The 26,989-nt window shown below is 66.0% G+C and carries 30 protein-coding genes; 17 read left to right on the top strand and 13 right to left on the bottom strand.

Going from position 1 to position 26,989, the window contains the following annotated elements:
- Nucleotides 1-105 precede the first annotated feature (105 nt).
- Entirely contained in the window at nt 106-1,437 is a 1,332-nt protein-coding gene (locus AC1RNP_RS04775; protein ID WP_493050099.1) for an APC family permease, read from the bottom strand.
- On the opposite strand from AC1RNP_RS04775, the gene AC1RNP_RS04770 reads away from it, so the two are divergent.
- Nucleotides 1,436-1,762: a hypothetical protein gene (locus AC1RNP_RS04770; protein WP_493050098.1), complete on the top strand. Its 327-nt coding sequence runs from the start codon at nt 1,436-1,438 to the stop codon at nt 1,760-1,762. The genes AC1RNP_RS04775 and AC1RNP_RS04770 overlap by 2 nt on opposite strands.
- A 24-nt stretch (nt 1,763-1,786) precedes the next feature.
- Here AC1RNP_RS04770 and AC1RNP_RS04765 read toward each other — a convergent pair whose 3' ends face one another.
- Both AC1RNP_RS04765 and AC1RNP_RS04760 read right to left on the bottom strand, forming a co-directional pair.
- Nucleotides 1,787-2,917 (bottom strand): PilT/PilU family type 4a pilus ATPase, encoded by a 1,131-nt coding sequence (locus AC1RNP_RS04765; RefSeq protein WP_493050097.1) that lies wholly within the window; start codon nt 2,915-2,917, stop codon nt 1,787-1,789.
- 93 nt (nt 2,918-3,010) lie between these two features.
- Complete coding sequence (locus tag AC1RNP_RS04760) at nt 3,011-4,048, bottom strand: type IV pilus twitching motility protein PilT (RefSeq protein WP_493050096.1); 1,038 nt, start codon at nt 4,046-4,048, stop codon at nt 3,011-3,013.
- A gap of 124 nt (nt 4,049-4,172) precedes the next feature.
- Here AC1RNP_RS04760 and AC1RNP_RS04755 point away from each other — a divergent pair, with 124 nt between their 5' ends.
- The 3 genes from AC1RNP_RS04755 (at nt 4,173) to AC1RNP_RS04745 (ending at nt 6,246) form a co-directional block, all read left to right on the top strand.
- On the top strand, nt 4,173-4,829 hold the full coding sequence (locus AC1RNP_RS04755) for a YggS family pyridoxal phosphate-dependent enzyme (RefSeq protein ID WP_493050291.1): 657 nt from the start codon (nt 4,173-4,175) through the stop codon (nt 4,827-4,829).
- 63 nt (nt 4,830-4,892) lie between these two features.
- Nucleotides 4,893-5,756 carry a pyrroline-5-carboxylate reductase gene (gene proC / locus AC1RNP_RS04750; RefSeq protein WP_493050095.1) on the top strand — a complete coding sequence of 288 codons (864 nt, stop codon included), beginning with the start codon at nt 4,893-4,895 and terminating at the stop codon, nt 5,754-5,756.
- Nucleotide 5,757: 1 nt separating this feature from the next.
- A complete protein-coding gene (locus tag AC1RNP_RS04745) occupies nt 5,758-6,246 on the top strand; it encodes a DUF4426 domain-containing protein (RefSeq protein ID WP_493050094.1) in 489 nt (162 codons plus the stop codon).
- 59 nt (nt 6,247-6,305) lie between these two features.
- Here the strand turns inward: AC1RNP_RS04745 and AC1RNP_RS04740 are convergent, their stop codons facing one another.
- The 3 genes from AC1RNP_RS04740 to pdxH form a co-directional block, all read right to left on the bottom strand.
- On the bottom strand, nt 6,306-6,701 hold the full coding sequence (locus AC1RNP_RS04740) for a DoxX family protein (RefSeq protein WP_493050093.1): 396 nt from the start codon (nt 6,699-6,701) through the stop codon (nt 6,306-6,308).
- A 199-nt stretch (nt 6,702-6,900) separates the two neighbouring features.
- Nucleotides 6,901-7,704, bottom strand: coding sequence for a cobalamin-binding protein (locus AC1RNP_RS04735; protein WP_493050092.1), 804 nt, complete (start codon nt 7,702-7,704; stop codon nt 6,901-6,903).
- A complete protein-coding gene (pdxH, locus tag AC1RNP_RS04730; protein ID WP_493050091.1) occupies nt 7,701-8,303 on the bottom strand; it encodes a pyridoxamine 5'-phosphate oxidase in 603 nt (200 codons plus the stop codon). Before pdxH ends, AC1RNP_RS04735 begins: the two co-directional genes overlap by 4 nt.
- 17 nt (nt 8,304-8,320) lie before the next feature.
- Between pdxH and AC1RNP_RS04725 the strand changes: the two genes are divergently transcribed.
- Nucleotides 8,321-9,160 (top strand): kinase, encoded by an 840-nt coding sequence (locus AC1RNP_RS04725; protein ID WP_493050090.1) that lies wholly within the window; start codon nt 8,321-8,323, stop codon nt 9,158-9,160.
- A 34-nt stretch (nt 9,161-9,194) separates the two neighbouring features.
- Here AC1RNP_RS04725 and AC1RNP_RS04720 read toward each other — a convergent pair whose 3' ends face one another.
- Complete coding sequence (locus tag AC1RNP_RS04720) at nt 9,195-9,398, bottom strand: dodecin family protein (protein ID WP_493050089.1); 204 nt, start codon at nt 9,396-9,398, stop codon at nt 9,195-9,197.
- A gap of 104 nt (nt 9,399-9,502) precedes the next feature.
- On the opposite strand from AC1RNP_RS04720, the gene AC1RNP_RS04715 reads away from it, so the two are divergent.
- Both AC1RNP_RS04715 and aroB read left to right on the top strand, forming a co-directional pair.
- A complete protein-coding gene (locus AC1RNP_RS04715) occupies nt 9,503-10,177 on the top strand; it encodes a shikimate kinase (protein WP_493050088.1) in 675 nt (224 codons plus the stop codon).
- Nucleotides 10,174-11,295, top strand: a complete 1,122-nt coding sequence (aroB, locus tag AC1RNP_RS04710; RefSeq protein WP_493050087.1) for a 3-dehydroquinate synthase — start codon at nt 10,174-10,176, stop codon at nt 11,293-11,295. The genes AC1RNP_RS04715 and aroB overlap by 4 nt, the downstream gene beginning before the upstream one ends.
- On the opposite strand, the gene AC1RNP_RS04705 is transcribed toward aroB, so the two are convergent.
- Nucleotides 11,292-11,603 (bottom strand): cupin domain-containing protein, encoded by a 312-nt coding sequence (locus AC1RNP_RS04705; RefSeq protein ID WP_493050086.1) that lies wholly within the window; start codon nt 11,601-11,603, stop codon nt 11,292-11,294. The genes aroB and AC1RNP_RS04705 overlap by 4 nt on opposite strands.
- Nucleotides 11,604-11,625: 22 nt before the next feature.
- A complete protein-coding gene (locus AC1RNP_RS04700; protein ID WP_493050085.1) occupies nt 11,626-12,435 on the bottom strand; it encodes an MBL fold metallo-hydrolase in 810 nt (269 codons plus the stop codon).
- Between the two features lie 96 nt (nt 12,436-12,531).
- On the opposite strand from AC1RNP_RS04700, the gene AC1RNP_RS04695 reads away from it, so the two are divergent.
- The 3 genes from AC1RNP_RS04695 (at nt 12,532) to hemE (ending at nt 15,034) form a co-directional block, all read left to right on the top strand.
- Nucleotides 12,532-13,497, top strand: a complete 966-nt coding sequence (locus tag AC1RNP_RS04695; protein WP_493050084.1) for a helix-turn-helix domain-containing protein — start codon at nt 12,532-12,534, stop codon at nt 13,495-13,497.
- A 72-nt stretch (nt 13,498-13,569) separates the two neighbouring features.
- The gene (locus tag AC1RNP_RS04690) at nt 13,570-13,830 is read left to right on the top strand and encodes a WGR domain-containing protein (protein WP_493050083.1); all 261 of its coding nucleotides are present in this window, start codon (nt 13,570-13,572) and stop codon (nt 13,828-13,830) included.
- Between the two features lie 136 nt (nt 13,831-13,966).
- Nucleotides 13,967-15,034 (top strand): uroporphyrinogen decarboxylase, encoded by a 1,068-nt coding sequence (gene hemE, locus AC1RNP_RS04685; RefSeq protein WP_493050082.1) that lies wholly within the window; start codon nt 13,967-13,969, stop codon nt 15,032-15,034.
- A gap of 49 nt (nt 15,035-15,083) precedes the next feature.
- Here hemE and AC1RNP_RS04680 read toward each other — a convergent pair whose 3' ends face one another.
- Nucleotides 15,084-18,620: a sensor histidine kinase gene (locus AC1RNP_RS04680; protein ID WP_493050081.1), complete on the bottom strand. Its 3,537-nt coding sequence runs from the start codon at nt 18,618-18,620 to the stop codon at nt 15,084-15,086.
- 247 nt (nt 18,621-18,867) lie between these two features.
- Between AC1RNP_RS04680 and AC1RNP_RS04675 the strand changes: the two genes are divergently transcribed.
- The 3 genes from AC1RNP_RS04675 to AC1RNP_RS04665 are packed head-to-tail and all read left to right on the top strand — an operon-like array spanning nt 18,868 to nt 20,748.
- A complete protein-coding gene (locus AC1RNP_RS04675; RefSeq protein WP_493050080.1) occupies nt 18,868-19,587 on the top strand; it encodes a YceI family protein in 720 nt (239 codons plus the stop codon).
- Entirely contained in the window at nt 19,584-20,183 is a 600-nt protein-coding gene (locus AC1RNP_RS04670; RefSeq protein ID WP_493050079.1) for a cytochrome b, read from the top strand. Before AC1RNP_RS04675 ends, AC1RNP_RS04670 begins: the two co-directional genes overlap by 4 nt.
- Nucleotides 20,173-20,748: a YceI family protein gene (locus AC1RNP_RS04665; RefSeq protein WP_493050078.1), complete on the top strand. Its 576-nt coding sequence runs from the start codon at nt 20,173-20,175 to the stop codon at nt 20,746-20,748. Before AC1RNP_RS04670 ends, AC1RNP_RS04665 begins: the two co-directional genes overlap by 11 nt.
- Nucleotides 20,749-20,830: 82 nt before the next feature.
- Here AC1RNP_RS04665 and AC1RNP_RS04660 read toward each other — a convergent pair whose 3' ends face one another.
- Both AC1RNP_RS04660 and AC1RNP_RS04655 read right to left on the bottom strand, forming a co-directional pair.
- Complete coding sequence (locus AC1RNP_RS04660; protein ID WP_493050077.1) at nt 20,831-21,421, bottom strand: hypothetical protein; 591 nt, start codon at nt 21,419-21,421, stop codon at nt 20,831-20,833.
- Between the two features lie 112 nt (nt 21,422-21,533).
- A complete protein-coding gene (locus tag AC1RNP_RS04655; RefSeq protein WP_493050290.1) occupies nt 21,534-21,764 on the bottom strand; it encodes a glutaredoxin family protein in 231 nt (76 codons plus the stop codon).
- A gap of 85 nt (nt 21,765-21,849) precedes the next feature.
- On the opposite strand from AC1RNP_RS04655, the gene AC1RNP_RS04650 reads away from it, so the two are divergent.
- Entirely contained in the window at nt 21,850-23,232 is a 1,383-nt protein-coding gene (locus AC1RNP_RS04650; protein ID WP_493050076.1) for an L-serine ammonia-lyase, read from the top strand.
- Nucleotides 23,233-23,236: 4 nt separating this feature from the next.
- The gene (locus tag AC1RNP_RS04645) at nt 23,237-23,944 is read left to right on the top strand and encodes an alpha/beta fold hydrolase (RefSeq protein WP_493050075.1); all 708 of its coding nucleotides are present in this window, start codon (nt 23,237-23,239) and stop codon (nt 23,942-23,944) included.
- Nucleotides 23,945-23,967: 23 nt separating this feature from the next.
- Here the strand turns inward: AC1RNP_RS04645 and AC1RNP_RS04640 are convergent, their stop codons facing one another.
- Complete coding sequence (locus AC1RNP_RS04640) at nt 23,968-24,354, bottom strand: helix-turn-helix domain-containing protein (protein WP_493050074.1); 387 nt, start codon at nt 24,352-24,354, stop codon at nt 23,968-23,970.
- Between the two features lie 255 nt (nt 24,355-24,609).
- On the opposite strand from AC1RNP_RS04640, the gene AC1RNP_RS04635 reads away from it, so the two are divergent.
- Both AC1RNP_RS04635 and AC1RNP_RS04630 read left to right on the top strand, forming a co-directional pair.
- A complete protein-coding gene (locus AC1RNP_RS04635) occupies nt 24,610-25,830 on the top strand; it encodes an MFS transporter (protein WP_493050073.1) in 1,221 nt (406 codons plus the stop codon).
- Between the two features lie 116 nt (nt 25,831-25,946).
- Nucleotides 25,947-26,894: an alpha/beta fold hydrolase gene (locus tag AC1RNP_RS04630; protein WP_493050289.1), complete on the top strand. Its 948-nt coding sequence runs from the start codon at nt 25,947-25,949 to the stop codon at nt 26,892-26,894.
- Nucleotides 26,895-26,989 lie beyond the last annotated feature (95 nt).

Below are 26,989 nucleotides of genomic sequence, written 5' to 3'. Positions count from 1 at the left end.
TTCCCAAGTCCGGGGAGCCGACAACAGACTGTTGCAACGCGTTTTGCTCAAACGCCGCGCATCGTCGGGGATCGCGTCGCCATCGATGGCGACCATCGGCTCCGTCTATCGCACCGTGCGACGCGTCCATGCGCGCCATCCCATGTACACAGGCACACCCAGCGCGATGATCACCAGACTCATGCCGACGTCGCGCGGATTGTCCAGCGCCGTCGCCAGGATCACGCCGGGCACCGTCAGCACGAACAGCAGCGGCACCCATGGATAGCCCGGCACACGATACGGCGGCGGCTCATCCTTCAGCACGTGGCGATACCAGAACAGCGTGGCGATGCCGAACGCATGCGACAGCCACTCGCCCACCGTGGTGTAGTTCAGCAGCTGGCCGAAGCTGCCGGACAACGTCAGTGCGATCGCCCACGCGCCAAGCGCGAGCAGCGCCACCTGCGGCGCATGCGTGCGTGGCTCGACACGGCCGACCGCGCGAAAGAACATGCCGTCGGCGCCCATCGTCTGCAGCACGCGCGCACCACCGGCAATGGCGATGTTGCAGTAGCCGAACGTGGAACAGGCGATGCCAACCGCGATCAGCGTCGCGCCCTGCGCGCCGAACAATCGGCTCATCAGATCGGCCGCGGGCGCCTGGCTACTGGCCAACCCGGCATGGCCGAGACCAGCCAGGTAGGCGACGTTCACCAGCACGTAGGCCAGCACCACACCGATCATTCCCAATGCCAACGCACGCGGCAGCGTGCGTTGCGGCTCGCGCACTTCGCCGGCCAGATCGTTGAGATAGTGGAAGCCGCCGTAGGCGAACAGCACCGGCACGATCGCGCTGACGAAAGCGCCCGAGGACACCGGATGCGCGAGATTGGTGTCCAGAATCCCACCGAGATGCCCGCGCGCCAGCACCAATCCGACCACGACCAGCAACGCGACCACGCTCAGCTTGAGCACCGTGAACAGATTCTGCACCCAGGCACCGGCGCGGATGCCGAACAGATTGACACTCACCAGAAACGCGATCGCCCCCACCGCGACCGGCTTGATCCAGAACTGCGGCAACGCCAGCGCCTTGCACAGATAGTCGGCGAAGGTGGTGGCCACCGCCGCGATGCTGCCGGGATAGTTGATCAGCGCCATCGTCCAGCCGAATAGGAAAGCCGGCAGCTGACCGAAGGCCTCGCGCAGATAGACATAGGTGCCGCCCGCCTGCGGACGTCGCGCGCCGAGTTCGGCATAGCTCAGCACACCCGCCAGCGTGAGCAGCCCGCCGAGCACCCACAACAACAGCACCTGCCAACCCGAATCCGTGCGCTCGGCGACGGTCGCGGGCGTGCGGAAGATGCCGGCACCAATCACGCCGCCGATCACGATCATCGCGGCGTCCCAGGTACCGAGGCGGCGCACATAGGCGCCGGATGCGGGGACGGTCATGCCGGCCACCATGCCAGCAGCCGCGGCGTTGCGCCAGCCAAGGATGCGCAACGCAGTGCGTCGGAAACGACGTCGGCCGGGAACTCCGGCCGACGCGCAATCACTGCCGATCCTGTTTCAGCACCTACATGCGACACAAGACCTGGATGGCATCGATGCGGGCACGTTCCAGATTGTTGAGCCGTTTGAAATCGAGATGGATCTTGCCGTCGGTGACATTGGCGAAAATGCCATAACGCAGGGCATAACGCTGTCCAACCAACTGATAAGGGCTGAAGTTGTCGAGCCGCTGAACCTCGTTGGACAGCATTTCATCGGAATTTAGAGCGCTGAAAGAACCGCGGATCGATTACCGCACTTCCGCCACTTCCACGCCATCCAATCCTTTTGCCAGCGTGTGCGCGTCGCCGCCTTGCGCGAGCTTGATCGACAGGCGCACTTCGTTGGCGGAGTCGGCGTAACGCAGGGCGTCCTCGTAGCTGATGTCGCCAGCCTGATACAGCTCGAACAGACTCTGATCGAAGGTCTTCATACCCTGATTGGTGGATTCCTTCATCACTTCCTTGAGCTTGTGGATCTCGCCCTCGCGGATGTAGTCCTGGATCAGCGGCGTGCCGAGCAGGATCTCCATCGCCACGCGCCGCCCTTTGCCATCGGGCGTCGGAATTAGCTGTTGCGCGACCACACCCTTGAGGTTGAGCGAGAGATCCATCAGCAGCTGCTTGCGGCGGTCTTCCGGGAAGAAGTTGATGATGCGGTCCATCGCCTGGTTTGCATTGTTGGCATGTAAGGTACACAGCACCAGATGGCCGGTTTCGGCGAAGGCGATGGCGTGGTCCATGCCTTCGCGCGTGCGCACCTCGCCGATCATGATCACGTCCGGCGCCTGGCGCAGCGTGTTCTTCAGCGCCGCATCCCAGCTGTCGGTATCGATGCCGACCTCGCGCTGCGTGATGATGCAGCCCTCGTGCTTGTGCACGAACTCGATCGGGTCCTCGATCGTGATGATGTGACCGGTCGAGTTCAGGTTGCGGTAGCCGATCATCGCCGCCAGCGAGGTCGATTTACCGGTGCCGGTGGCGCCGACGAAGATGATGATGCCGCGCTTGGTCATCGACAGCGTCTTGATGATCGGCGGCAGGCTCAGCTCCTCCACCGTCGGAATGCGCGTCTCGATGCGACGCAGCACCATGCCGACCTGGTTGCGCTGGTAGAAGCAGCTGACGCGGAACCGGCCCACGCCAGCCACGCCGATCGCGAAATTGCACTCGTGCGAGCGCTCGAACTCCTCGCGCTGCGGCGGCGACATCACGTTCAACACGAGATCGCGGCTCTGCTGCGGGGTGAGCGGGCTCTGCGTGATGGGCGAGATCTTGCCGTTGACCTTCATCGACGGCGGCATGCCGGCGGTGATGAACAGGTCCGACGCCTTCTGGTGCGCCATCATCTTGAGGAAGGAGGTGAAGTCGATGGTGCTCATGGCGAAACTCCGATAGACGGAAAACGGGATGAGGGAGACGTGGAATCCGGTGCGGCGCGCTTGCGTCTCCCGTCTGCCGTCTCTCTTCTCCCGTTATTCGAACAACCGCTTGTCTTTGGCGTATTCCTTCGCCTGCGGGCGCGTGACCAGGCCGCGCTTGACCAGATCCTGCAGATGCTGGTCGAGCGTCATCATTCCGTATTGCTGGCCGGTCTGGATCGAGGAGTACATCTGCGCGACCTTGTCCTCGCGGATCAGGTTGCGGATGGCCGGGATGCCGACCATGATCTCCCACGCCGCGGTACGGCCGCCGCCGACCTTCTTCAGCAGCGCCTGCGAGATCACCGCGCGCAGCGATTCGGACAGCATCGAACGCACCATCGGCTTCTCGCCGGCGGGGAACACGTCGATGATACGGTCGATGGTCTTGGCGGCACTGGAAGTGTGCAGCGTGCCGAACACCAGGTGGCCGGTTTCCGCGGCTGTCAGCGCCAGGCGGATGGTTTCCAGGTCGCGCAATTCGCCGACCAGGATGTAGTCCGGGTCTTCACGCAGCGCCGAACGCAGCGCCTCGTTGAAGCCGTGTGTGTCGCGATGCACTTCGCGCTGGTTGATCAGGCACTTCTGCGCGGTGTGCACGAATTCGATCGGGTCCTCGATGGTGAGGATGTGGCCGTATTCCTGCTTGTTGATGTGATCGACCATCGCCGCCAGCGTGGTCGACTTGCCCGAACCGGTCGGGCCGGTGACCAGGATCAGCCCCTGTGGCTGGTTGATCAGATCGCGGAATATCGGCGGGCAGCCGAGGTCCTCCAGCGAAAGCACGTCCGAGGGCACGGTACGGAACACCGCGCCTGCGCCCCGGTTCTGGTTGAAGGCGTTGACGCGGAAGCGCGCCAGGCCTGGAATCTCGAACGAGAAGTCGACCTCGAGGAATTCCTCGTAGTCGCGGCGCTGCTTGTCCGACATGATGTCGTAGACCAGCGCGTGCACCTGCTTGTGATCGAGCGCCGGAATGTTGATGCGGCGCACATCGCCATCCACTCGGATCATCGGCGGCAATCCGGCCGACAAATGCAAGTCGGACGCCTTGTTCTTGACGGAAAACGCCAACAGTTCGGCAATATCCACGCATGCTCCCCTGGTACAACCCACTGGAACGAGTGGGTCCCCACGCGGCAGTATAGCCCCGGTCCCCAGGGCAAAATCCAGCCGCAACAACTTGCAAGGGTATCCGGCTTTGTTAGCTCAAGCGCTGCACCGCGTCACGCAACGGCTCGCTGATGCCGCACGTAGTGCGGGTCGGCCGGCGCCGCGATTGCTGGCGGTCTCCAAGACACAGCCCGCCGCCGCGATCGCTGAACTGGCGGCCGCCGGCCAGCACGCATTCGGCGAAAACTACGTGCAGGAGGCGCTGGCCAAGCAGGTCGAACTGCGAGCCCTGCCGCTGGAATGGCATCTCATCGGCCATCTGCAATCGAACAAGGCGCGCGAGGCCGCGACCGCGTTCGACTGGGTGCAGACCGTCGACCGCGCCAAACTTGTCACCGCCCTCGCCCGCCATCGCCCGGCCGAATCGCCGCCGCTCAATGTCCTGATCCAAGTCAACATCGACGACGAAACCAGCAAGCACGGTTGCACGCCGCAGGAAGTCCCATCGCTCGCCGCGGCCATCGCCGCCGAGCCTCGGCTGCGCCTGCGCGGCCTGATGGCGATTCCCGCGCCTGCGCCGGAGGAAGCCGTCCGCCGTGCCGCCTTCGCACGCATGCGGCACCTGTTCGAGGTACTCGCCACTGAACATCCGCACGTCGATACGCTGTCGATGGGCATGAGCGACGACATCGAACTGGCCGTCGATGAAGGGGCGACACTGGTGCGCGTGGGCACGGCCCTGTTCGGAAAACGCAATTGAGCGACTGGCCGCCTCGCTCGACGGGATTGCTATCCTGAGCCTTCCGTTCCAGTGATTTCGTCCATGCCGACTTCAGACTCTCACTCCGGCCCCATCGCCTTCATCGGCGGCGGCAACATGGCGCGCAGCCTGATCGGCGGTCTGGTCGCGCGCGGCACGTCGACGGCTTCGATCCGCGTCGCCGAGCCGATGGATGTGCTGCGCGACGGCCTCGCGAAGGACTTCGGCGTTCACGTCTTCTCTGACAATCGTCAAGCCGCCGACGGTGCCGCCGTCTGGATTCTCGCCGTCAAGCCGCAGGTGATGCGGCAGGTGTGCGAAGCGCTCGCGCCACTGGCGCAGAGCGCGCGTCCGCTGATCGTCTCCATCGCCGCCGGCATCACCAGTGCGCAACTGGCGCGTTGGTTAGGCGGAGGCGAGCTGCACGATGGCACGATCCGGATCGTGCGCTGCATGCCCAACACGCCCGCCCTGCTCGGCGCGGGCGTGACCGGCCTGTTCGCCAACGCCGCGGTCGACGCCACAGGACGCGCGCAGGCCGAAACGCTGCTGTCCGCCGCCGGCGCGACGGTCTGGATCGAGGACGAGGCGCGCATGGACGCCGTGACCGCCGTTTCGGGCAGTGGCCCGGCCTACGTGTTCCTGCTGGCGGAAGCAATGGAAGCCGCGGCGCGAACCGAAGGCCTCTCCGGCGAGGCGGCACGCACGCTGGTGCTGCAGACGGTACTTGGCGCGGCCCGCATGCTCACCGAATCCGGCGAGGCGCCGGCGGAACTGCGCCGTCGCGTGACCTCGCCCGGCGGCACGACGCAGGCCGCCGTCGAAACCTTCGAGGCCGGCGGCCTGCGCGATCTCGTGGCGCAGGCCATCCGCAATGCCACTGAACGCGGCAGGCAGCTGTCGGCCGCCAACGATGCGGATGCGTGAGTTGTATCGGCACACCGCGCTCATCGCAGCAGGGACGTTCGCACTTCTGCTGTTGACGGCTTGCGGCGGCGGCAGTCCGGACGCCGCGCGCGAGCACGCAAACGCACAGGCGCGCGAGGAAGCCCTCGCGCGCGCGGGCGATGCGACGGTGCGCGCGAACGCGATCCCGGCCGCCCTGCTCGGCGAGGCGGTGGCGAAGCAATACGGCATCGTCCGCGACGACAACGCGGTCATGCTGATGGTCGGTGTGCGCCTGGCCGCGGGCGCACAGGAAACCGCATTGCCGGCCCGCGTGACGGCGACGGCGACCGATCTGCTCGGCAAGCGCCAGACCATCGCCATGCGCGAGGTGCGCAGTGGTGAATTCGTCGACTACGTCGGCACCGCGACGGTGATCGCGCCCGACACGCTGCGCTTCGACATCGCCGTGGATGCCGGCGCGGGCCGCCGCGCGACGCTGCAGTTCAATCGCGATTTCTTTCCGCGCTGAGGGCGCGGCATCGAGCGCCGACTGCCGTCAGCACCCGCCATTATCAACGCGCGGTGTCATCAACGCTGATTGATCGCATAGCCCCCGGGGCCGAGCAGCGCGATCGCGACCGCCGCGAACAGGAACATGCCCTGCAACTCCAGCGCCCAGCCGCCCTGACCATTGAGCTGGCCGAGCTGTCCCGTATGCGCCAGCACGAACGCGAACAGCATGTTCACCGCCACCAGCACCGCGCCGATCCGCGAGTACCAGCCCAGCAGCAGCAACACGGGCGCCACCACTTCGCCCACCAGCGCGCCGTAGGCGAGGAAATGCGGCAAGCCGTGCGCCCGCAGCATGTCCTCGATCGGGTCCAGGCCGTGCTTGAGCTTGGAAATACCATGCAGCAGGATCAATGCACCCAAGACGATGCGCAAAATGAACTTGCCGATGTCCTGTTGGGTGGATGCATTCATGCGTTGGCTCGGGAATTCGGGAATGGAGTGGCGGACATGATCGCAGATATGGTGGCCGATGGAGCGGCCTGCCAGGAATACCCCCTCCTTCGTCATCCCAGCGAAAGCTGGGACCCATTTTGACTTCTGCCTGATCCCTTTCCCGCGCGTTGAAAAGCAAATGGATCCCGGCTTTCACTTGGATGACGGCGCTTCATGTCTAAGCGTGGGTTCTTTGCCACGTCCGAATGATCGCCGCGATCTCTCGCACGCCATCCGACAGTGCGGCCGGCCCGGGCTGCAGGATCACGGGCGATTTGATCTCGTGCAACTCACCGTCGCGCACGGCCGGAATCGCCTCCCAACCCGCGCGCGCCGCGACCTTGTCGGGACGGAACTTCTTCCCGCACCACGAGCCGAGGATGATGTCAGGCGCACGACGAATCACCTCGCCGGCATCGGCCAGGATGCGCTGCTTCGCCAGCGGTTCGGCGGCGTGCTCCGGGAAGACGTCCTCGCCACCGGCGATACGGATCAGCTCGGCGACCCATTGAATGCCGGTGATCGGCGGCTCATCCCATTCCTCGAAATAGACGCGCGGCCGACGCGCGAACCCCGCGGCCTCGGCCGCGATGGCATCAAGTCCGCGCTGCAATTCGTCCGCATAAGCACCCGCTTTTTCGGAGGCGCCCACCAGCGCGCCCAGCCGGCGGATGTAATCGAGAATGCCATCGACGCTGCGATGGTTGCTGATCCACACCTCGACCCCGCGCCGGATCAATTCCGCGGCGATCTCGGCCTGGATGTCGGAAAAACCGATCACGAAATCCGGCCGCAGCTTCAGGATCTCTTCGATCTTGGCGCTGGTGAAGGCGCTGACCTTCGGTTTTTCCTTGCGCGCGATCGCCGGCCGCACGGTGAAGCCGCTGATGCCGACGATGCGATGTTGTTCGCCGAGCGCGTACAGGGTCTCGGTGGGTTCTTCGGTGAGGCAGACGATCCGTTGCGGCCCCGAGAGGCTCACGGATACAGCATCCGCTTGCGCCAGACGCCGGCCTGGTCGCGTTCGTACAGCCAACGCTCGTGCAGACGGTAGGTGGCCGCGTACCAGAACTCGATACGGCGCGGCCGCACGCGGAAGCCGGTCCAGCCGACCGGCCGCGGCACGTCGCGTCCTTCGAATTCCTTGCGCGCCTGTTCGATGCGCTGCTCGAACACGTCCCGGCTTTCCAATGTTTCCGACTGGCGTGAGGCCCATGCACCCAGCTGGCTGTCGCGCGGGCGCGAGGCGAAGTACGCGTCGGCTTCCTCGTCCGGCACGGTGTGCACGCGCCCTTCGATCCGCACCTGCACGCCATCGCCGATGCGCGGCCAGTGGAACAGCAGCGCGGCGAAGGGATTGGATTGCAGTTCGCAGCCCTTGCGTCCGTCCAGATGCGTGTAGAACACGAATCCGCGCTCGTCGTGCGCCTTCAACAACACGGTGCGCAATGACGGGACGCCGCCGATGGTGGCGGTGGCCAGGTACATCGCGGTGCGATCGGGTTCGCCGACGGCCTGCGCCTGGTCGAACAGGCGGTCGAACGTGGCGAGGGCTTCTGCGTGGAGATCGGGCTCTGTCATTGCGTTATTGTGGCGCGATGGAAGCGTCTGCGCATCCCTTTGGCTATCCCGAAAACGTCGTTGCGAGCGTTCTTGACGATATCTTGACGCATGACGGCACCGCCGTTTACGCCATCGCCGGACTGCAGGGCAGCGGCAAGTCGACGCTGGCGGCGCAGGTCGCGGCGCTCGCCGCCTCCCGGGGCAGGCGCGCCGCCGTGGTCTCCATCGATGATTTCTACCTGGATCATGACGACCGCGAACGGCTCGGCCGCGAGGTACATCCGCTGCTCGCCACACGCGGCCCGCCGGGCACGCACGATCTCGCGCTCGCGCGGGAGACGCTGGACGCCCTGCGCGCGGGCCGTCCGGTGCGGCTGCCACGCTTCGACAAGCTCGCCGACCGGCGCCTGCCGGCGTCGCGATGGCCGCATGTCGAAGGGGCGGCTCCTGGACAAGAGCGGGTTCTGACGATCTTCGAAGGCTGGTTCCTGAAGACCCCGCCACAGTCCGAGGCCGAGCTCGTGGCGCCGATCAACGCGCTCGAACGCGACGAGGACGGCGACGGCCGCTGGCGCCGCCATTGCAACGACGCGCTCGGCCGCGATTACCCGGCGCTCTGGGCATGCATCGACCGCCTGCTGTTCCTGCAAGGTCCCGGGTTCGATGTGGTGCCGGAATGGCGCTGGCAACAAGAGCGCGCTCTTCAAAATCAGGCGCCGCAAGCGGCACAGCCGCAACACCAGGCGATGTCGCGGGCGCAGGTCGAACGCTTCGTGCAGTTCTTCGAACGCACCAGCCGGCAGGCCTTGCGCACGCTGCCGGGTATCGCCGACACCGTCATCCGGCTGGATGCCGGACGCGGGATCATGCCGTGACTGCGCCCGTCGCGCAGTCACGGCACTCGATCAATCACTGCACGAGGAAGGTGATGCGCAGATTGACGCGCCACTCGGTGATGTTGCCGGCATCGTCGGTGACCGCCTTGATCTCGTTCACCCATACCCCCTTGATGCCTTTCACCGTTTCGGAAGCTTTCTTCAGGCCGTGCTTGACCGCATCCTCGATGCTGACGTTGGAGGAAGCGTTGAGTTCGATGACCTTGGCGACGGACATGGGAGTCTCCTGTCTGGGGCGGCGATTCGCCGGGGACGCCTACCCTAAGCCTGACGGTGTTAAGAGAACGCTTGCCGTGCGCATTCGCTGCTAGCATGCGTGGCATGTGTTCCGGCCCCAATCCCACCCCCGATTCCGACATCAATTCCGACAGCGACACCGACCGCGCCACCGCCCCTGGCGCGGCCTTGCCGGCTGCGCGCGGCGACTCGGCGCCGAACCTGGTCCTGGTCGGTCCGATGGGCTCCGGCAAGTCATCCATCGGCCGCCGCCTGGCCGAGCGCTTCGGGCTGGTGTTCGTGGATGCGGACCGCGAGATCGAAACGCGCACCGGCGTCAGCATCAACACCATCTTCGAGTGCGAGGGGGAAGCGGGATTCCGCGAGCGCGAGCGCGCCACCCTGGCCGAACTGATGAACGCCAGCGATACCGTGATCGCCACCGGCGGCGGTGCCGTGCTCGATGCGCAGACGCGCCGGCTATTGCGTGAGCGCGGCTTCGTGGTGCACCTGCATGTCAGCGTCGAACAGCAGCTCGAACGGCTGGCGCGCGACCGCACGCGGCCGTTGCTGGCCGGCCCCGATCGCGAGGCCGTGCTGAAGCGTCTGGCGGAAGCGCGCGAGCCGCTGTACGTCGAGGCCTCGCACCTGCGTTTCGACACCGATGCACTGACGACGGCCGAAGCCGCTTCGAAACTCGGACATCTCCTGGACACCCATTGGCGGCACACGACCAGCATCGACCCCGGTGCGGCGCGAGACGCAGGCATGAACGCATGACAGACAGACGCACGGTCGCCGTTGGCGGCACGCAGCCCTACACCATCACCATCGCGCCGGGGCTACTCGGTGACGGCGCGCTTCTTGCCGCGCACCTGCGCGGTCGTCACGCCCTCGTTGTCAGCGATGGTCACGTCGCGCCGCTCTACGGGCAGGCCGTGACGGAAGCCCTGCGCAGCCGGCGCCCGGATGCGCGAATCGAATCGCATGTGATCCCGCCCGGTGAATCGTCGAAGACGCTGGCGAATTTCGGCGGCGCCGTCGATACGCTCGCCACGCTTGGCGCCACGCGCGATGCCTGCATGTACGCGCTCGGTGGCGGCGTGGTCGGCGACCTCGCCGGTTTCGCCGCGGCCTGCTGGATGCGCGGCATCGATTGTGTGCAGTTGCCGACCACGCTGCTGGCGATGGTGGATTCCTCGGTCGGCGGCAAGACCGCGGTCGATTTGCCGCACGGCAAGAATCTGGTCGGCGCCTTCCATCCGCCGCGCGCGGTGCTCGCCGACACGGCCACTTTGCGCACGTTGCCCGCGCGCGAATTGCGGGCCGGTTTCGCCGAAGTGATCAAGTATGGCGCGATCGCCGACGCGCCCTTTCTCGACTGGCTGGACGCCAACGCCGACGCGCTGCTCTCCGGCGACGACAACGCTCTCGCCGAAGCCATCGCGCGCAGCTGCGCGCACAAGGCGGCGATCGTCGAACGCGATCCGTTCGAGCGTGGCGATCGCGCCCTGCTCAATCTCGGCCATACCTTCGGTCACGCCATCGAGACGGAGCAGGCTTCCAAAAGCGGGGGCTACGCCAGCCCCGACAACGACAACTTCAACCACGGCGAAGCGGTGGCAATCGGCATGGTGCTGGCGGCGCGGCTGTCGCGAACGCTTGGCCTGGCTTCCGAGGCCGACGTCGAGATCCTGCGCGCGCTGCTGCAACGTTTCGGGCTCCCCGTTTCGCTGCCGGAATCGCTCGACGCCGGGGCGCTGCTCGCGCACATGCGCCTGGACAAGAAGGCGCAGGCCAGCGGCCTGCGCTTCGTGCTCTGGGACGGCATCGGGCGCGCGCGCGTGGTCGCGGATGTCGCGGAAGACGCCGTGCTCGCGGCGCTGCGGGCAGGTTAAACGCTGCCCGCCCTCTCGATCACCAGGATGCGTGCCTGTCCCACGGGATGCGCGGCATGTTCCAGCCCCTCTTGGGCATGGAACACATCGCCAGGCTGTAGAACGACGACGTTTTTCTGGCCCTCTTCGCGATAGCGCATCTCGACGGCGCCGTCGAGAACGACGAAGACTTCCTGCCCATCGTTGACGTGCCACGGATAGGGCTGATCCGTCCAGTGCAGGCGCGTGGTGATGCCCTGCATGTTGGCGATCTCCAACGCGCCCCAGGGACGATCGGCAGTGAACTCGCGGCTCCGGATGATTTTCATGAGCTTCGCTCGCGTCTGCGGTTCAGAGCGGCAGCGCCAGTTCGACGCGCTTGCCCGGCTCCAGCGAGATCAGGCGCGCGCCGATGCCGAGCGTGTCGAAGCTGAAGGCAAGATCCGCCTGCGACTCCTTGAAATGCGCCCAGCCACGGTTGTGCACGGCGACGATCCTGGCCTCGGGAAACGCGTGCGCGGTTTCGATGGCGTCGTTGCTGTCCATCGTCATCCGGAACGGCCCGCGCGGTTTCGCCGAACCGGTGAAGACGATGACCAACTTCGGCGAATAGCGCCGTGCGATTTCGGCGATGCCGTCGTACCAGACGGTGTCGCCGGTGACATAGATCGCGTCACCTGGTTGCTCGCGACCGATCAGAAGGCCGATCACTTCGCCGGAAATCGGTTCGATGCCTGCCGGCCCATGCCTGGCCGGCGCGCCGGTGACGAACAGTTTGTCACCGGACCGGTTCGCGAACTCGACGGTTTCAAACGGCTGCAATCCACGCGCGTTGCCGCCCAGGCGCTGCGCGCCATCCACGGTGGTGAACGTGGCGACCGCCTTCGCCAGCAGGCCGCGTCCGGAACGGTCCAGGTTGTCCAGGTGCTGGTCATGGCTGAGCAGCACGGCATCCACCGGGCCGATGTCGTCGATCGCGATCGCCGGCCCTTCCGTCTTTTCCATGTGCACGGGCTGCTTCTGGAACAGGCCGGGGGGATCGAAGGTCGGGTCGGTCAGCAGGCGGAAGCCGTCGATTTCGATCAGGGCGGTCGGACCGCCGATCAGGGTGAGGCCGACCGATGTTTCGGTGGGCGCGAGGTTGTCGAGCAAGGCATTCATGGGGGAACTCCAGGGAAGCAGTGGATGGCGCCATTCTGGAAATCTCATGCCCCTGCCGATAGTGGCCCGAATGACAATATTCGATAGAATCGGGTCATGACCAATCCTCCCACTGCCGCCAGAGTCGCGGTCATCGCCTTCGACCGCATCAGCCCCTTCCATCTGTCCGCGCCGTGCCTGGTGTTCAAGGACCATGGTGACGAGGAACTGCCGCGCTACGACCTCCGCGTCTGCGCCGCGGAACCCGGACCGCTGCGCACCGAGGCGGGTTTCAGCATCCATACCCGTCATGGCCTGTCGGGCCTGCGCGGCGCCGACACGGTGATCGTGCCGTCCTGGCGCGACATCGAGGAACGCCCGCCGGAACCGCTGCTGGTCGCGCTGCGGCGTGCACATGCACGCGGCGCGCGTATCGTCAGCCTGTGCCTGGGCGCCTACGTGCTGGCCGAGGCCGGCCTGCTCGACGGCCGCCCCGCCACCACCCACTGGGCCTGGAGCCCGCATTTCCATGCGCGCTATCCGCGCGTGTCGCTGCAACGCGACGTGCTCTACGTCGACGAGGACGACATCGTCACCTCGGCCGGCACCGCCGCCGCGCTCGACTGCTGCCTGCACCTGCTGCGCCGCGATCACGGTGCCGATGTCGCCAATCGCATCGCGCGGCGCCTGGTGCTGGCGCCGCACCGGCAGGGCAGCCAGGCGCAGTACATCGACCAGCCGCTGCCCGTCTCGCCCGACGACGACCGGCTCGGCGCGACCCTGAGCTGGGCGCTGGCGCACCTGGAGCAGTCGCACGACCTCGACAGCCTGGCCGCGCGCGCGCTGATGAGCCGCCGCACCTTCACCCGGCGCTTCCGTCAGGCCACCGGCACCACCGTCGGCCAGTGGCTGCTCAACCAGCGTCTGGCCCGCGCGCAACGATTGCTGGAAACCTCGCGACTGCCGCTCGAAGCGATCGCCGCGCAGTCCGGCTTCGGCTCGGCCACGACCTTGCGCCAGCGCTTCGCGGCGGTGCTGAAAACCTCGCCGTCCGTGTACCGCCGGGAATTCCGCGAGGCCTGACTCCGATCGCGGGTAACTCGTGAAAACGCGCCTCACGCGGAACGGCGAGGCCGCTGCCCTACAATCCGCACCATGCGCCTGCTCCTGCAACAACGGCCCGACGGCCGCGAAGCGCCACGCTTCGTGCAACTGATGCTGCAACCCGACCTGCTGGGCGGGTGGACGCTGCTGCGCGAATCCGGCCAGATCGGCGGCCGCAGCCAGATCCGGCGCGAGCAGCATCTCGATCAGGCCAGCGCGATCGCCGCGCTCGAACATGCCCGCGATCAATTGATCAAGCGCGGGTTCCAACTGATGTTCGCGCAAGGCGTGGGCGAGGCGGCACGCTCGTGAACTGCCCTGCCGGCAGTTCACGCGCTGCCGAGCGCCCGGCCATGGATGGACGGGCCGGAGTCTCCGAAGCACGTATCGTCGCGCCACGGATGGCAGCCACGCCCCTCGCCCCCGTCTTCTTTTCCTCAAAATATCCATGACCTTGAAGAACGATCGTTTCCTTCGCGCGTTGCGCCGCGAGCCCGTCGACCGCACCCCCGTCTGGCTGATGCGCCAGGCCGGCCGCTATCTGCCCGAATATCGCACCACGCGCCAGCGCGCCGGCAGCTTCCTCGCCATGGCACAGAATCCGGAGATCGCCTGCGAGGTCACGCTGCAGCCGCTGGCACGCTTCGATCTGGATGCCGCGATCCTGTTCTCCGACATCCTCACCGTGCCCGACGCGATGGGGCTCGGCCTGTATTTCGTCGAAGGCGAAGGCCCGAAATTCCACTCGCCCGTGCGCGATGCCGCCGCCATCGCGCGCCTGGCCGTGCCCGACATGGAAACCGAGCTGCGCTACGTGATGGATGCGGTGCGGCTGATCCGTCGTGAACTCGATGGGCGCGTGCCGCTGATCGGCTTCTCCGGCAGCCCGTGGACACTGGCCTGCTACATGGTGGAAGGCGGCGGCAGCGAGAACTTCGCCACGATCAAGGCGCTCGCGCTGAACGATCCGGCCGCGCTGCATGCGCTGCTGTCGGTGAACACCGACGCGGTGATCGCTTATCTCTCGGCGCAGCGAGCGGCGGGCGCGCAGGCCTTGCAGGTGTTCGATACCTGGGGCGGCGCGTTGAGTCCCGCGATGTATCGCGAGTTCTCGCTGCCATATCTGACTCGCATCGCACGCGAACTCGAACGTGGCGCAGGCGCCGAGCGCACGCCGCTGATCGTGTTCGGCAAGGGCAACGCGCCCTATCTCGAAGAGCTGGCCGCCTCCGGCGCGGAGGCCCTCGGCGTGGACTGGCTGGTGGAACTCTCCGAGGCCGCGCGGCGCACGCAGGGCAAGGTCGCATTGCAGGGCAATCTTGATCCGACGATGCTGTACGGCGCGCCCGATGCGATCCGCACGCAGGTGCGCAACGCGCTCGACAGCTATGCGGCCGGCAACGGCGGTTCGCGCGACGGCCATGTCTTCAATCTTGGCCACGGCATGTCGCCGGACATGAATCCGGAACACGTCACCGTACTGGTGGATGAAGTACACGCCCACAGCGCGCGCTGATCTTTGAGCCCCCTCTCCCGCAAGCGGGAGAGGGGCGAATCAAAAGGCGCTAGGAAGCGGGCTGCGCCTGCGTGAGCGCGGCATCGATCGCATCCGCCAGCATTTCGCCGGTCACCGGCTTGCGCAGGAATCCGTCGAATCCCGCCTCGCGCGCCGCCGGTTCCGCATCGGCGTCGGCGCGTGCCGTCACCGCGATCATGGGTTGCCTGAAGCCTTGCGCGCGCAACTGCTGTGCCAGCGCGAGGCCATCGATGCCGGGCAGATCGAGATCGAGCAGGGCGAGATCGAAATGCCGGCTCGCGATCTCGGTGAGCGCCGCCAATCCATGCGCGACGTGCACCACGCGATGTCCTTGCGCACGCAGCAGTTCGGCGATGACCTGGGCGATGGTGGGATCGTCCTCGACCAGGAGCAGATCGCAGACCGCGCATGCACGCCTGCCTTCCACGCTCGCGGGCGCCTCCGGCACGAGTTCCGGCGCATCGACGCCGGACAAAGGCAGCTCGACGAGAAAGCGCGTGCCCTGCCCCAGGCTGCTTTCGACCCCGATGCTGCCTCCCATCGCCGCGGCGAGTTCCTGGCAGATCGCCAACCCCAGCCCGCTGCCGCCATAACGCGAGGCCGTGCGCATCCCCTCGGCCTGCTCGAAGCGGCGGAACAGGCGACCGCGCTGCTCTTCGCTGAGGCCCGGACCGGTATCGCTGACGATGAAACGCACGCCGCCCGCCGTCGTTTCCACGCGCAGGCCGACCTCGCCGCGCTCGGTGAACTTGATCGCGTTTCCGAGCAGATTGAGCAGGATCTGGCGCAGCCGCACCGAATCGCCGCGAATCCAGGCCGGCACGTCCGGCGCGATCACCGTCTTGAATTCGAGCCCGCGCTGACGCGCCATCGGGCCCATCAGATCGATCACGTCGTCGAGCAATGCGCGCAACTCCGTCGGCTGCGCGTCCAGTTCGAGCTTGCCGGCTTCGATGCGCGCGAGATCGAGCGCGTCGTTGACCAGTCGCATGAGATGGTCACCCGCGCGATGGATCGATTCGGTGTAGCCGCGCTGCCTGTCATCGAGATGGGTAGTGAGCAGCAGCTCGCTCATGCCGAGCACGCCGGTCATCGGCGTGCGCACCTCGTGCCCGAGCGTGGCGAGGAAGCGCGTCTTGGCTTCCGACGCCTGTTCGGCCAGCTCGCGCTTTTTCTGATGCAGCTGCCAGTCGCTTCTGCGCCGCAGGCGCCGCTGGTACAGCCGCGTGGCGATCCAGAACCAGAGCAACACGATGAGCCCGTATGCAAGATAGGCCCAGGAAGTGCGCCACCACGGATAAGGCACGTCGAGCGCGAAGCCGCGCGGCTGCGACCAGATGCCGTCGACACCCGCGGCCTGCACCACGAGGCGGTACTGTCCGGGTTCCAGATGCGAGAAGACACGCTCGCCGTTGCTGTTGTCGGGCGACACCCAGTCCGGGTCGTAACCTTCCAGCTTGAAACGATAGGCGTGCGAACGCGGATCGACGAAGGACAGCAGACGCGCCACGATGCGCAGGTCGCGATCCCCCGGCAACAGTTCGATTACGTTGGCCGAAGGATCGAGCGGCCATTCGTCCTCCTCGCGCCGCACGCTGACGCTTTCCAGCGAAAGACGAGGCGGCTCGGCCTTCGTCATCTGCATGTCGAGGTCGAACAGGATCACCGAGTTGTTGGAGAGCGCGGCCGCGGTCGCATCCGCGCCGACTTGCAGGTTGGTCAACAGCAGGTTGGGATCGGGCAAGCCACTACCGGCACCAAACATGCGGATGCTGTCGCGCTCGGGCGAATACAGCCAGAGCCCACGTGCGGTCGCCAGCCAGCCGCGGTTCTTCGTGCTGATGCAGATGTCTCCGATGTCGACATCCGGGAGCCCGTCCGCATGGGTCAGGCTGTATTCGAGTGCGAGCTCGCGGCCATCCCAACGATAGGTCTCGACGGCGCCCCGGCGCGCCAGCCACAACTGGTGCGGTCCCGCAAAACGGAAAGCCGAGATGTCCGGAATACGTCCACCAGGCACGAGCACGAAACGTCCCGACTGCAAGCGGTAGAGCCCATCCGCGCCGGCATACCAAAGCGTGCCGTCGGAGGCCGCGGAGAATCTCGCTCCGTTCACGCCGTAGCTATTGATCAGTTTTTCCGCGTCGCCTTCCGGATACGCTTCACCGGAGGGGTGATAGCGCCGGGTACGGCCATTGGCGAACGACAGCCAGAGCGTGCCGCCCGGCTCTTCGTGCATGTACCAGACCGAGGCGTCGATGGGCCGGCTGCCATCCCAGGGGCCCGGCCTGACCCCATTGCGCTTGGGGTCGTACAGAAGCAGGCCGCTGCCGTAGGCCACCCAGATGCTGCCGTCGTCGCGGATGTAGATCGAATTGATGACGTCCGCACCGAAATCGCGCATGTCCGCTTCATGCACGAGCATGCTGCTGCCGCGCTTGAGCCAGTACAGATCGTAGATCGAAGCGACCCAGAACCCGCCGTCGCCGTCCGACGTGATATCGCGCATGTCCAGCTTTTCCAGCGGCGTGCCGTCGGCCTTGATGATCGACGTGAAGCGATTCCAGTCGGGCGGCAGGTAGATCACACCTTGGGAATAGGTGGTGAACCAGATGCCGCCCTCGTTGTCCTGGCGCATCCGCAGCACGCCACTCTGCTTGTCCCAGATCCCGTCGCCGACGTCGCCTTCCAGGAAATGCTCGTGCCCGTAGTTGTCGATGCGATGGAGGCCGTCGCTGGAGCCGATCCAATAACCGCCGCCCTGGTCGCGCTCCACGATCGCATTCCGGCTGTTGGCCGCCATCGGCCACGGCGCCCTTTCGTAGGCATCCTTGTCGGTGAGGTAATACAGCCCCTGTTCGCTGCCGATCCAGATCTTGCCTTTACTGTCCTTCGAGAGCGCACCGATCGGCACGCCCGCCAGCACGTCTTCACCGACGCGCGCGAACTTGCCATCTTCATGACGCGCCAGGCCTTTCCCGCTGGCGATCAGCAACCGCCCTTTCGCATCCACCAACAACGCCTTGACGCGGCCTCCGGGCAATTGTTTCGCGATGCCCTCTCCAGGCCTGAAGCGCGTGATCTGTTCGGATCGATCGACCCGATACAGATCACCGTTCGTGATGCCCACCCAGACCGAACCGTCGGGTGTAGCGGCCAGCACGGTGCCATCCACCGAGCAACCGCTGTCGCTGACCGGAACATTGACGCGCACGAACTCGTGCCGATCGCGGCCAAGCCGGCTCAGGCTGGAACAACCGGCCACCCAGACCCGATCCAGCGCATCCACCAGCACGGCAACCGTATCGTTTTCCGGCAACGACCCGGGCTGGCCGAGGGTGCGCCGCCACAGTTTGAAATCGACACCGTCGTACCGGGCCAGGCCGTCCGAGGTCGCGATCCACAGATAACCCTGCCGATCCAGCGCGATGTCCCAGGCCGTGAGCGGCAGCCCCTGCTCGGGGCCAAAGCGCCGGAAGCGCGGTGTTTCCGGCAACGCGGCCAAGGCCTGCCCGATCATCGTCAAGGCAAGCAGCAGCACACCGATCGCAACGCGCAGTCTCATTCGTTCCCCTCGCGTTGCCGGAATGCCGGATATCAGCTCGTCTCGACTCGGATCGTCTCGATCGTCGACGATCCGCGCGCGGGCGCGGTGCCCCATCCTGATTCCGGCATCACATTTAAACGGCCGTTCACGAGACATGCTCGCAACACAGCGTTGTCGGTGCAACCATGGCAACGGGCATCCACGCCGGCATGTTCATGCGCGCCGGACTAGACTCGTCCCGTCGCCATCCTCCCGGACACCCACGATGTTCCCTCGCCTGCTCCCGCCACGGTCTCTGCTCGGCCTGCTGGTCCTGGCCGGCGCGCAGACTGCCGTGGCGGCAGAAGCGGACATCGCACACTACCGTCTGGACCCCGTGCATACCCGCGTCATGTTCGCGATTTCACATGCCGGTTTCTCCAACGCGATCGGCACCGTCTCCGGCAGCACCGGCACGCTCGCCTTCGATCCGGAAGATTGGAATACCACAAAACTCGAAGTCAGCGTTCCATTGGACCGCCTCGATCTCGGCGACGAAAAATGGAACCGTGCTGCCCTCGCCTCCAACCTGCTGGATGCCAAGGACCATCCGACCGCGACTTTCACCTCGACCCGGATCGAACCGAAAGCCCCTGATGCCGCCTCTGTCTGTGGCAACCTGCAATTGCGGGGCGTCACTCGGGAGGTCTGTTTGGACGTGAAACTCAACGCCTTGAAGCGGCATCCCCTGCCGCCGTTCCGCCGCACCGCCGGCTTTTCGGCGACGGCGACGCTCAGCCGCAAGGAATTCGGCATCACGGCCTGGCCGAGCGTGATCGGTGACGGCGTCGAACTGCGGATCGAGGCCGAGGCGACGCGCACGCGCGGAACCCGGCATCAGGAAGATGACAACAAGTCGGACGACGCACCTGACACCGAGCAAGACATTCCCAACCCCACGCCCCCATCGAACGAACCCACTACAGAGCCAGAGCCGACGCCATGACCCTGAAGAACACCTCCGATCGCTGGGGCGCGGTCAGCCAGACACTCCATTGGCTGATCGTGCTGCTGATCCTCTGCCTCGCCGTCGTCGGACTGACGATGACCGAGCTGCCGAAGACACCGAAATATTTCTGGGTCTACACCCTGCACAAATCGTTCGGGATCACCGTGCTGACCCTGGTGCTGGTGCGGCTGGGCTGGCGCCTGTACGCAGGTGCGCCCAAGCCCGTGCCGGGTACGCCGCACTGGCAGGAACGCATCGCTTCGCTCACGCACTGGGTGTTGTACGCGCTGATCCTGGCGATGCCGCTGTCCGGCTGGCTGTACGACTCGGCCAGCGGCCTGCGTCCGTTCAAGCTGTTCGGGCTGATCACGATGCCCAAGCTCAGCGGGCCGAACGAATCGATCCGCGACTTGTCTCATGGTGCGCACGTCTGGCTGTTCTGGGTGCTGGTCGCGCTGGTCGTCCTGCACGCGGGCGCCGCGTTCTATCACCACCTGTTCCAGAAAGACGACACGCTGACGCGCATGCTGCCGCGCAGGCGCTCCAGGACTCTCCCGCAAACGCCCTCCCAGGAACCCGATCATGTCCCGTAATTTCAATTCGCCCCTGGCCGTCGCCACCGCTTTGGTCGCGATGATGTCCGCGTCGGTTGGCAGTGCATTCGCCGCCGACTACGTGCAGGCCTCCGGCTCGACGCTCGCCTTCGCCAGCAAGTACGACGGTGAAGTGTTCACCGGCACCTTCCCGGGCTTCGCCACCAAGCTCAGCTTCGATCCCGCCAATCTGGCGACAGCGAAGCTCGACGTGACGATCCCGCTGGCCGGCGCCAAGACCGGCAACAACGATCGCGACAGCACGCTGCAGGGCGCGGACTTCTTCAACGTGGCGAAATTCGCCCAGGCGCGCTACACGGCCAGCAAGTTCCGCAGTCTCGGCGGCAACCAGTACGCCGCCGACGGCACCTTGAGCCTGCGCGGCGTAAGCAAGCCGGTCACCCTCACCTTCACCTGGACGCCCGGCGCCAAGCCGACGCTCAGCGGCAAGGCCACCGTGAAGCGCCTGGATTTCGGCGTCGGTGGCGGCGACTGGACCGATACCGACACGATTCCGAACGAAGTCGCGGTCAGCACCAAGGTGCTGCTGACGCCGGCGAAGTAACGCGGCAACAGCCGCCCATCGCCATCAGGTGATGGGCGGATTTTCACGGCACGGTCTTCGCGGGACTATCTCCGCGCCACTCTCAAGGTAGCGGCTCTGGAGGAAGGGGCTCCGGCGGGTCCTGCGATACGCTGGCGTATTGCCCGCAGAACTGCGAACCGGCAGGCCCGATCAACTTGCCCATGCGATAGCCGAGCGCCCCCAGTACGTCGCCGGTTCTCCGCTGCTTGTGGCATTCCAGGCAGGACGATCGCGCCCGGATCGGCCCCGTCACCCGCACCTCGTCGCCTTCCGACTTCACGATGAGCTGCCATCCTTCCGACAGCATGCGCACGGCCTCGCGCTCCGACGCCGTCAGGTCGCGCGTCTCGCCGCCCGACGGGCTGTCCTCGTTGCGATCGGTGTGCTGGAACCCCGAGAACGGACTGGGCGGATAGACCACCGGCGGATCGTGCTTGGCGATGCCGATCAGCTCGACGCTCATCACGCACAGGCCGGTATCGCCCACGGCCATGCCGCTGTTTTTCATCATCAGCCGCATCATCGGCGGGGATCGGGTCACGCCGAATCCCTCGCTGTCGACAAACGCCTCGACGAACTGCGCATGCATGCGTTGCAACGCCTGTTCGGTCGCCGCAGGCGCGGCCGCCTGGCCCGGCGTGATCCACGCCATGGCCAATATCCACGAAATCACTCGACGCATCCGGCATCCCCCAATCCTGGAGCGCGAGCTTACTCCGGCGATTCCACGGGCTTTGCGACCGCCTCCTCGTTTCGCCCGCGACTCACCCGGCCAGCAGAAAGGCTTGCAACTGGCCTGGATCGAACGGCCAATCCAGTTCCCTGCCCGTTCCCCGATCCTGCAAGACCGGCACGCGCGCTCCGTAGCGCTGTTCGAGATCGGCATCGTCGTCGATGAAGACGCTCTCGAAATCGGGCACGCGCGCCACCGCCAACACCTCGAGCGCCAGATCGCACAGCTGGCAGTCGTCGCGCTGGTAGAGGATGAGAGAGATGCGGCCGTCCGGCATGCGGTGATCCCGTGTGAAAACATCGCGCACCGCAACACGGAGTCCCAGCGCGTGGGATTAGAATAGCGCGATGGCAGTCAGCACCTTCGACCTCTACAAGATCGGCATCGGGCCGAGTTCCTCGCACACCGTCGGGCCGATGCGCGCGGCGGCGCGTTTCGTCGATCGCTGGCTGACCCAACCCGACCGCCTTCAGGACGTCGCCCGCATCCGCGCCGAAGTCTTCGGCTCGCTCGCGCTCACCGGCCGCGGCCACGGCACAGACAAGGCGGTGCTGATGGGCCTGGAAGGACATCTGCCGAACGAGATCGACCCCGACATCATCCCGGACGCGCTCATACGCATCCGTGGCGAGAAGCGCATCCAGCTCGCCGGCACGCAGCCGGTCGCGTTCGACGAGAAACGCGACCTGGTGATGAACAAGCGTCAGAAACTGCCCTACCACACCAACGGCATGCGCTTCTCCGCCTTCGACGGCAACGGCGAACTGATCGCCACGCGCGACTACTACTCCGTCGGCGGCGGTTTCGTGGTCAACCAGGACGAAGCCGCGGAAGACCGCATCGTCGCCGACACCACGCCGTTGCCCTATCCATTCCACACCGGCGAAGAATTGCTAGCGCAGGCGCGTGCAAGCGGACTGAGCATCGCGCAGCTGATGTTCGAGAACGAAAAGTCCTGGCGCAGCGAAACCGAGATCGTTGCCGGATTGCGCGAGCTGTGGGCTGCAATGCAAAGCTGCGTCGCGCGCGGCATCCGCGAAACCGGCACGCTCCCGGGCGGGTTGCACGTCTCGCGCCGCGCGCCGTCACTGCACGCCGAGCTGTCCACCAAACCGGAAGCGGCGATGCGCGATCCGCTCACCGTGCTCGACTGGGTGAACCTCTACGCGCTGGCGGTGAACGAGGAAAACGCCGCCGGCGGCCGCGTCGTCACCGCGCCGACCAATGGTGCCGCCGGCATCCTGCCCTCGGTGTTGCACTATTACGATCGCTTCTGTCCGGCCGCAAACGAGAAGGGCGTGTTCGACTTCCTGCTCACCGCCGCCGCGGTCGGCATTCTCTACAAGGAAAACGCCTCGATCAGCGGCGCGGAAGTCGGCTGCCAGGGCGAAGTCGGCGTGGCCTGCTCGATGGCCGCCGCGGGACTCACCGCCGCGCTCGGCGGCACGTCGAGCCAGATCGAGAATGCCGCCGAGATCGGCATGGAACACAACCTCGGCCTCACCTGCGACCCGATCGGTGGCCTCGTGCAGATCCCCTGCATCGAACGCAACGCGATGGGCGCGGTGAAGGCGATCAACGCCTCGCGCATGGCCCTGCGCGGCGATGGCAAGCACAAGGTCAGCCTCGACAAGGTGATCAAGACCATGCGCGACACCGGCCGCGACATGCAGGACAAGTACAAGGAAACCAGCCGCGGCGGACTGGCGGTGAACGTCATCGAGTGCTGAGCGGATGATCCGCGCGCTGGTCCTGCCGGGCATGGATGGGACCGGCGAACTGCTCTCGGATTTCGTTGCCGGACTCGCGCCGGAAATCGCCGCCGAAGCCGTGTCGTATCCCGTCGACCGCGCGCTCGGCTACGACGCCTTGAGCCGGATCGCCGAGGACGCGCTGCCCGCGCAGGGCAAATGTCTTCTGATCGCGGAGTCGTTTTCCGGACCGGTCGCCGTCCGTCTTGCGCAGACGCATCCGGAAAGATTGCTCGGACTCGTGCTCGCCGCGTCGTTCGCGAAAGCACCGCGGCCGCCAGGCTTGTCCATCCCCAGCGCCGCGCTCGGGCGGATCGTCTCCCATCTGCCCGTCCAGCGGATGCCGCAGGCGCTGCTGTCGTTCTTCATGATGGGACGATGGACGACCCACGAATATCGCGCACGCCTGGACAAGGCCTTGCGCACCGTGGAGCCGCATGTCATCCGCCGGCGCATCCTGGAAGCGACGCGCGTCGATGCGCTCGGCTCACTAAGGAATCTTTCCGTGCCGATGCTGTATCTCCTGGCGAGGCACGACCGGATAATTTCCCGCACGAGCTGGAAAACCATGCGGGCGGCGCTGCCACAAGCAACGCTCACCGAAATCGACGGGCCGCACTGCCTGTTCCTGACCAGACACGATGTTTGCGCCGAGACGATCAAACGCTGGGCAAGGGAAACCATCCGCTAGAGCGGACATCCTGAGCCGCGGTCTCAGTGGGTCGCGTAGTACAGGGCCTTCCCGAACACCTGACCAAAATCGTAGAGGACGTAGATCGCCGCCAGCGCGCAGGCCACCAGCACCGCTCTCATGACTTCGGGACTGAGGCTGTGCTGATGCTGCACCAGCACCGGCGATTCGGCGTCCTGCCGCGCCTGCCCCGGCCGGCTCGTGTCCGCCGCGTCTTCGACCGCATTGAGCTCGACGGGTTCGACGCCGAAGGCGGCGGCCAGCGCCAGCCTGGACTCATGCGACGCCTTCCCGTCCGCTTCCAGGCGCTGGATGGTGCGCGCGCTCAAGCCGGTGACGGCCGCCAGATGCTCCTGCGACCAGGCCCGCTCCTCGCGCAGCTGCTTGATCAGATCCTTGTCGACGTTCATTGCTGGAATCACGATGATCGCTCCCGGCGATGATAAGAAACGTCCGAAAGCTAGTCCACACGGCAGGATGGCACCACGACAGAAGCACGACACGGCGCCGACAAGGCCTTCGTGGCGGTGCCAAAGCCCGTTTGTGGCGATGCGGCGTCAGGTGAAGACCGGGTCAAACCACGCGAGCGTCATCGGAAAACAGCATCGCATCGGCGCATACGTATTCGTGTTCGCGCGATCACGATTCCGGCGTACCATGCTGCAATGCAGCAAAACCCGCTCCTGCAACGCCCCCTGCTCTCGCTCTCGGCCGCCGCCTTTGGCATCGGCACCACCGAATTCGTCATCATGGGCCTGCTCCCCGACGTCGCCGCCGACCTCGACGTGAGCGCGCAAAGCGCCGGCATGCTGGTTTCCGGCTACGCCCTGGGCGTGGCTGTTGGCGCGCCGATCCTGGCCATCCTCACCGCGCGTTGGCCGCGTCGCGCGGCGCTGCTGGCGCTGATCTCGCTGTTCACCCTCGGCAACGCCCTGTGCGCGCTGGCGCCGGGCTACAACACGCTGATGGTGGCGCGCGTGATCACCGCGTTCTGTCACGCCGCCTTCTTCGGCATCGGCGCGGTGGTTGCCGCCCAGTTGGTGCCACCGAACCGCCGCGCGCAAGCGGTCGCGATCATGTTCACCGGCCTCACCCTCGCCAACGTGCTCGGCGTGCCGTTCGGCACCGCGCTCGGGCAATGGCTCGGCTGGCGCGCGACGTTCTGGGCGGTGGTGCTCATCGGCCTGGTCGCGCTGGCCGCGCTGTGGCATTGGCTGCCGCGCACGATCGCGATGACCGCCTCCGGCGGCCTGGTGCGCGAGTTCCGCAGCCTGGTGCGCCCGCAGGTGCAGCTGGCGCTGCTGATCAGCACGCTGTCCTCGGTCAGCCTGTTCAGCGTGTTCACCTACATCGCCTACATCCTGCGCGATGTCAGCGGCTGGCCGACATCCGATCACAGCTGGATCCTGCTGATCTTCGGCACCGGCATTACCGTCGGCGGCCTGCTCGGCGGCCGTCTCGCCGACTGGCGTCTGCTGCCGGCGATCGGCATTTCGCTGGCGGCGGTGATCGTGGTGCTGACGCTGTTCGCCTGGACCAGCCAGTCGCCGATCCCGACCCTGCTCACGTTGTTCGTCTGGGGCGTGGCCTCGTTCTCGGTCGGTCCGGGCACGCAGACGCGCGTGATCGACACGGCGCGCGAGGCGCCCAACGTGGCTTCGACGATCAACCAGGGCGCGTTCAATCTCGGCAACGCCACCGGCGCCTGGCTCGGCGGCATGATGATCGGCGCCGGCGTTTCACTGACGCGTTTGCCCCTGCTCGGCGCGGCGATCGCGGCGGTCGCGTTGCTGGCGCTGCTGCTGTCGATCTTCCTGGAACGGCGTGAAACGCGCCTGACGCTGCAATCCGAAGCGCTCGCCGATCAGGAATGCGCTTCGGGTTAGCATCACGCCTCGCTCCACACGGCCCACTCTGCACGGAGACTGTGATGACCCTGGCTTCGCGCCTCGTACTGGCCGCGCTGTTCGCGCTGCCCTGCAATACCTTCGCCGCCGAACGCATGGATGCCACGCCTCGGTACGGCATGCAGCTGGAAGGGTTCGACTATCCCTACGAAGTGAAGCGTTACGCGTTCGACTCGCAGCGGCAGCCGTTGTCGATGGCCTATCTCGATGTCGCGCCCAGAAAACCCAACGGCCGCGTCGTGGTGCTGCTGCACGGCAAGAACTTCTGCGCGGCGACGTGGCAATCCAGCCTCCAGGCGCTCGCCAAGGCCGGCTATCGCGTGATCGCACCCGACCAGATCGGTTTCTGCAAATCCAGCAAGCCCGAGCGCTATCAGTTCTCACTGGCGCAGCTCGCCGACAGCACGCATGCGCTGCTGCATTCCCTCGGCATCGAGCGCGCGGCCGTGGTCGGCCATTCGATGGGCGGCATGCTGGCGATCCGATACGCGTTGCTCTACCCGAATGCGGTGGAACAGCTGCTGCTGGTCAATCCCATCGGCCTGGAGGACTGGAAGGCGCTTGGCGTGCCCTGGCGCAGTGTCGATACCTGGTATGCGCGCGAAACGAAGACCAGCTTCAACACCATCAAGCAGTACCAGCTGACCACGTACTACGGCGGCAAGTGGAAGCCGGAATATGATCGCTGGGTCGGCATGTTGGCGGGCATGTACGCCGGCCCCGGCGGCGATCGCGTGGCGTGGAACCAGGCGCTGACCTCGGACATGGTGTTCAACCAGCCAGTCATCTACGAACTGCCGAATCTGAAAATTCCCACCACTTTGTTCATCGGGCAACGGGATCGCACCGCGATCGGCAAGGATCTGGCATCGCCCGAGTTGCGCGAGAAGCTCGGCGACTATCCGGCTCTCGGCAAGCGCGCCGCGGCGGCGATCCCAGGCGCGCAATTGATCGAGTTCGACAACCTCGGCCACTCGCCGCAGGTCGAAGCGCCGAAGCGCTTCAATGCCGCGCTGCTCAATGCCTTGCGGACTGTCCACTAGAAACGCCCGCACGACTCCCGTCGGCGCGACGAGGCATGCCATGGATTCCGCGCCAGCATTCCGAATGCGGTTCCGGCCAGATCACGCGCCTCGAA

The organism is Luteimonas sp. GW821-FHT14E02 (genome assembly GCF_058803905.1).
The sequence above is the reverse complement of the archived record's forward strand: the minus strand, read 5'-3'. Positions and strand labels throughout refer to the sequence as shown.

What these genes read in the sequence shown, in the direction of transcription:
- AC1RNP_RS04770 (WP_493050098.1), top strand. Translation starts at nt 1,436, where the DNA reads ATGCCGGCCACCATGCCAGCAGCCGCGGCGTTGCGCCAGCCAAGGATG.
- AC1RNP_RS04775 (WP_493050099.1), bottom strand. Translation starts at nt 1,437, where the DNA reads ATGACCGTCCCCGCATCCGGCGCCTATGTGCGCCGCCTCGGTACCTGG.
- AC1RNP_RS04765 (WP_493050097.1), bottom strand. Translation starts at nt 2,917, where the DNA reads ATGAGCACCATCGACTTCACCTCCTTCCTCAAGATGATGGCGCACCAG.
- proC (WP_493050095.1), top strand. Translation starts at nt 4,893, where the DNA reads ATGCCGACTTCAGACTCTCACTCCGGCCCCATCGCCTTCATCGGCGGC.
- AC1RNP_RS04740 (WP_493050093.1), bottom strand. Translation starts at nt 6,701, where the DNA reads ATGAATGCATCCACCCAACAGGACATCGGCAAGTTCATTTTGCGCATC.
- pdxH (WP_493050091.1), bottom strand. Translation starts at nt 8,303, where the DNA reads ATGACAGAGCCCGATCTCCACGCAGAAGCCCTCGCCACGTTCGACCGC.
- AC1RNP_RS04725 (WP_493050090.1), top strand. Translation starts at nt 8,321, where the DNA reads ATGGAAGCGTCTGCGCATCCCTTTGGCTATCCCGAAAACGTCGTTGCG.
- AC1RNP_RS04720 (WP_493050089.1), bottom strand. Translation starts at nt 9,398, where the DNA reads ATGTCCGTCGCCAAGGTCATCGAACTCAACGCTTCCTCCAACGTCAGC.
- AC1RNP_RS04715 (WP_493050088.1), top strand. Translation starts at nt 9,503, where the DNA reads ATGTGTTCCGGCCCCAATCCCACCCCCGATTCCGACATCAATTCCGAC.
- aroB (WP_493050087.1), top strand. Translation starts at nt 10,174, where the DNA reads ATGACAGACAGACGCACGGTCGCCGTTGGCGGCACGCAGCCCTACACC.
- AC1RNP_RS04705 (WP_493050086.1), bottom strand. Translation starts at nt 11,603, where the DNA reads ATGAAAATCATCCGGAGCCGCGAGTTCACTGCCGATCGTCCCTGGGGC.
- AC1RNP_RS04700 (WP_493050085.1), bottom strand. Translation starts at nt 12,435, where the DNA reads ATGAATGCCTTGCTCGACAACCTCGCGCCCACCGAAACATCGGTCGGC.
- AC1RNP_RS04695 (WP_493050084.1), top strand. Translation starts at nt 12,532, where the DNA reads ATGACCAATCCTCCCACTGCCGCCAGAGTCGCGGTCATCGCCTTCGAC.
- AC1RNP_RS04690 (WP_493050083.1), top strand. Translation starts at nt 13,570, where the DNA reads ATGCGCCTGCTCCTGCAACAACGGCCCGACGGCCGCGAAGCGCCACGC.
- hemE (WP_493050082.1), top strand. Translation starts at nt 13,967, where the DNA reads ATGACCTTGAAGAACGATCGTTTCCTTCGCGCGTTGCGCCGCGAGCCC.
- AC1RNP_RS04680 (WP_493050081.1), bottom strand. Translation starts at nt 18,620, where the DNA reads ATGAGACTGCGCGTTGCGATCGGTGTGCTGCTGCTTGCCTTGACGATG.
- AC1RNP_RS04675 (WP_493050080.1), top strand. Translation starts at nt 18,868, where the DNA reads ATGTTCCCTCGCCTGCTCCCGCCACGGTCTCTGCTCGGCCTGCTGGTC.
- AC1RNP_RS04670 (WP_493050079.1), top strand. Translation starts at nt 19,584, where the DNA reads ATGACCCTGAAGAACACCTCCGATCGCTGGGGCGCGGTCAGCCAGACA.
- AC1RNP_RS04665 (WP_493050078.1), top strand. Translation starts at nt 20,173, where the DNA reads ATGTCCCGTAATTTCAATTCGCCCCTGGCCGTCGCCACCGCTTTGGTC.
- AC1RNP_RS04660 (WP_493050077.1), bottom strand. Translation starts at nt 21,421, where the DNA reads ATGGCGTGGATCACGCCGGGCCAGGCGGCCGCGCCTGCGGCGACCGAA.
- AC1RNP_RS04650 (WP_493050076.1), top strand. Translation starts at nt 21,850, where the DNA reads ATGGCAGTCAGCACCTTCGACCTCTACAAGATCGGCATCGGGCCGAGT.
- AC1RNP_RS04645 (WP_493050075.1), top strand. Translation starts at nt 23,237, where the DNA reads ATGATCCGCGCGCTGGTCCTGCCGGGCATGGATGGGACCGGCGAACTG.
- AC1RNP_RS04640 (WP_493050074.1), bottom strand. Translation starts at nt 24,354, where the DNA reads ATGAACGTCGACAAGGATCTGATCAAGCAGCTGCGCGAGGAGCGGGCC.
- AC1RNP_RS04635 (WP_493050073.1), top strand. Translation starts at nt 24,610, where the DNA reads ATGCAGCAAAACCCGCTCCTGCAACGCCCCCTGCTCTCGCTCTCGGCC.
- AC1RNP_RS04630 (WP_493050289.1), top strand. Translation starts at nt 25,947, where the DNA reads ATGGATGCCACGCCTCGGTACGGCATGCAGCTGGAAGGGTTCGACTAT.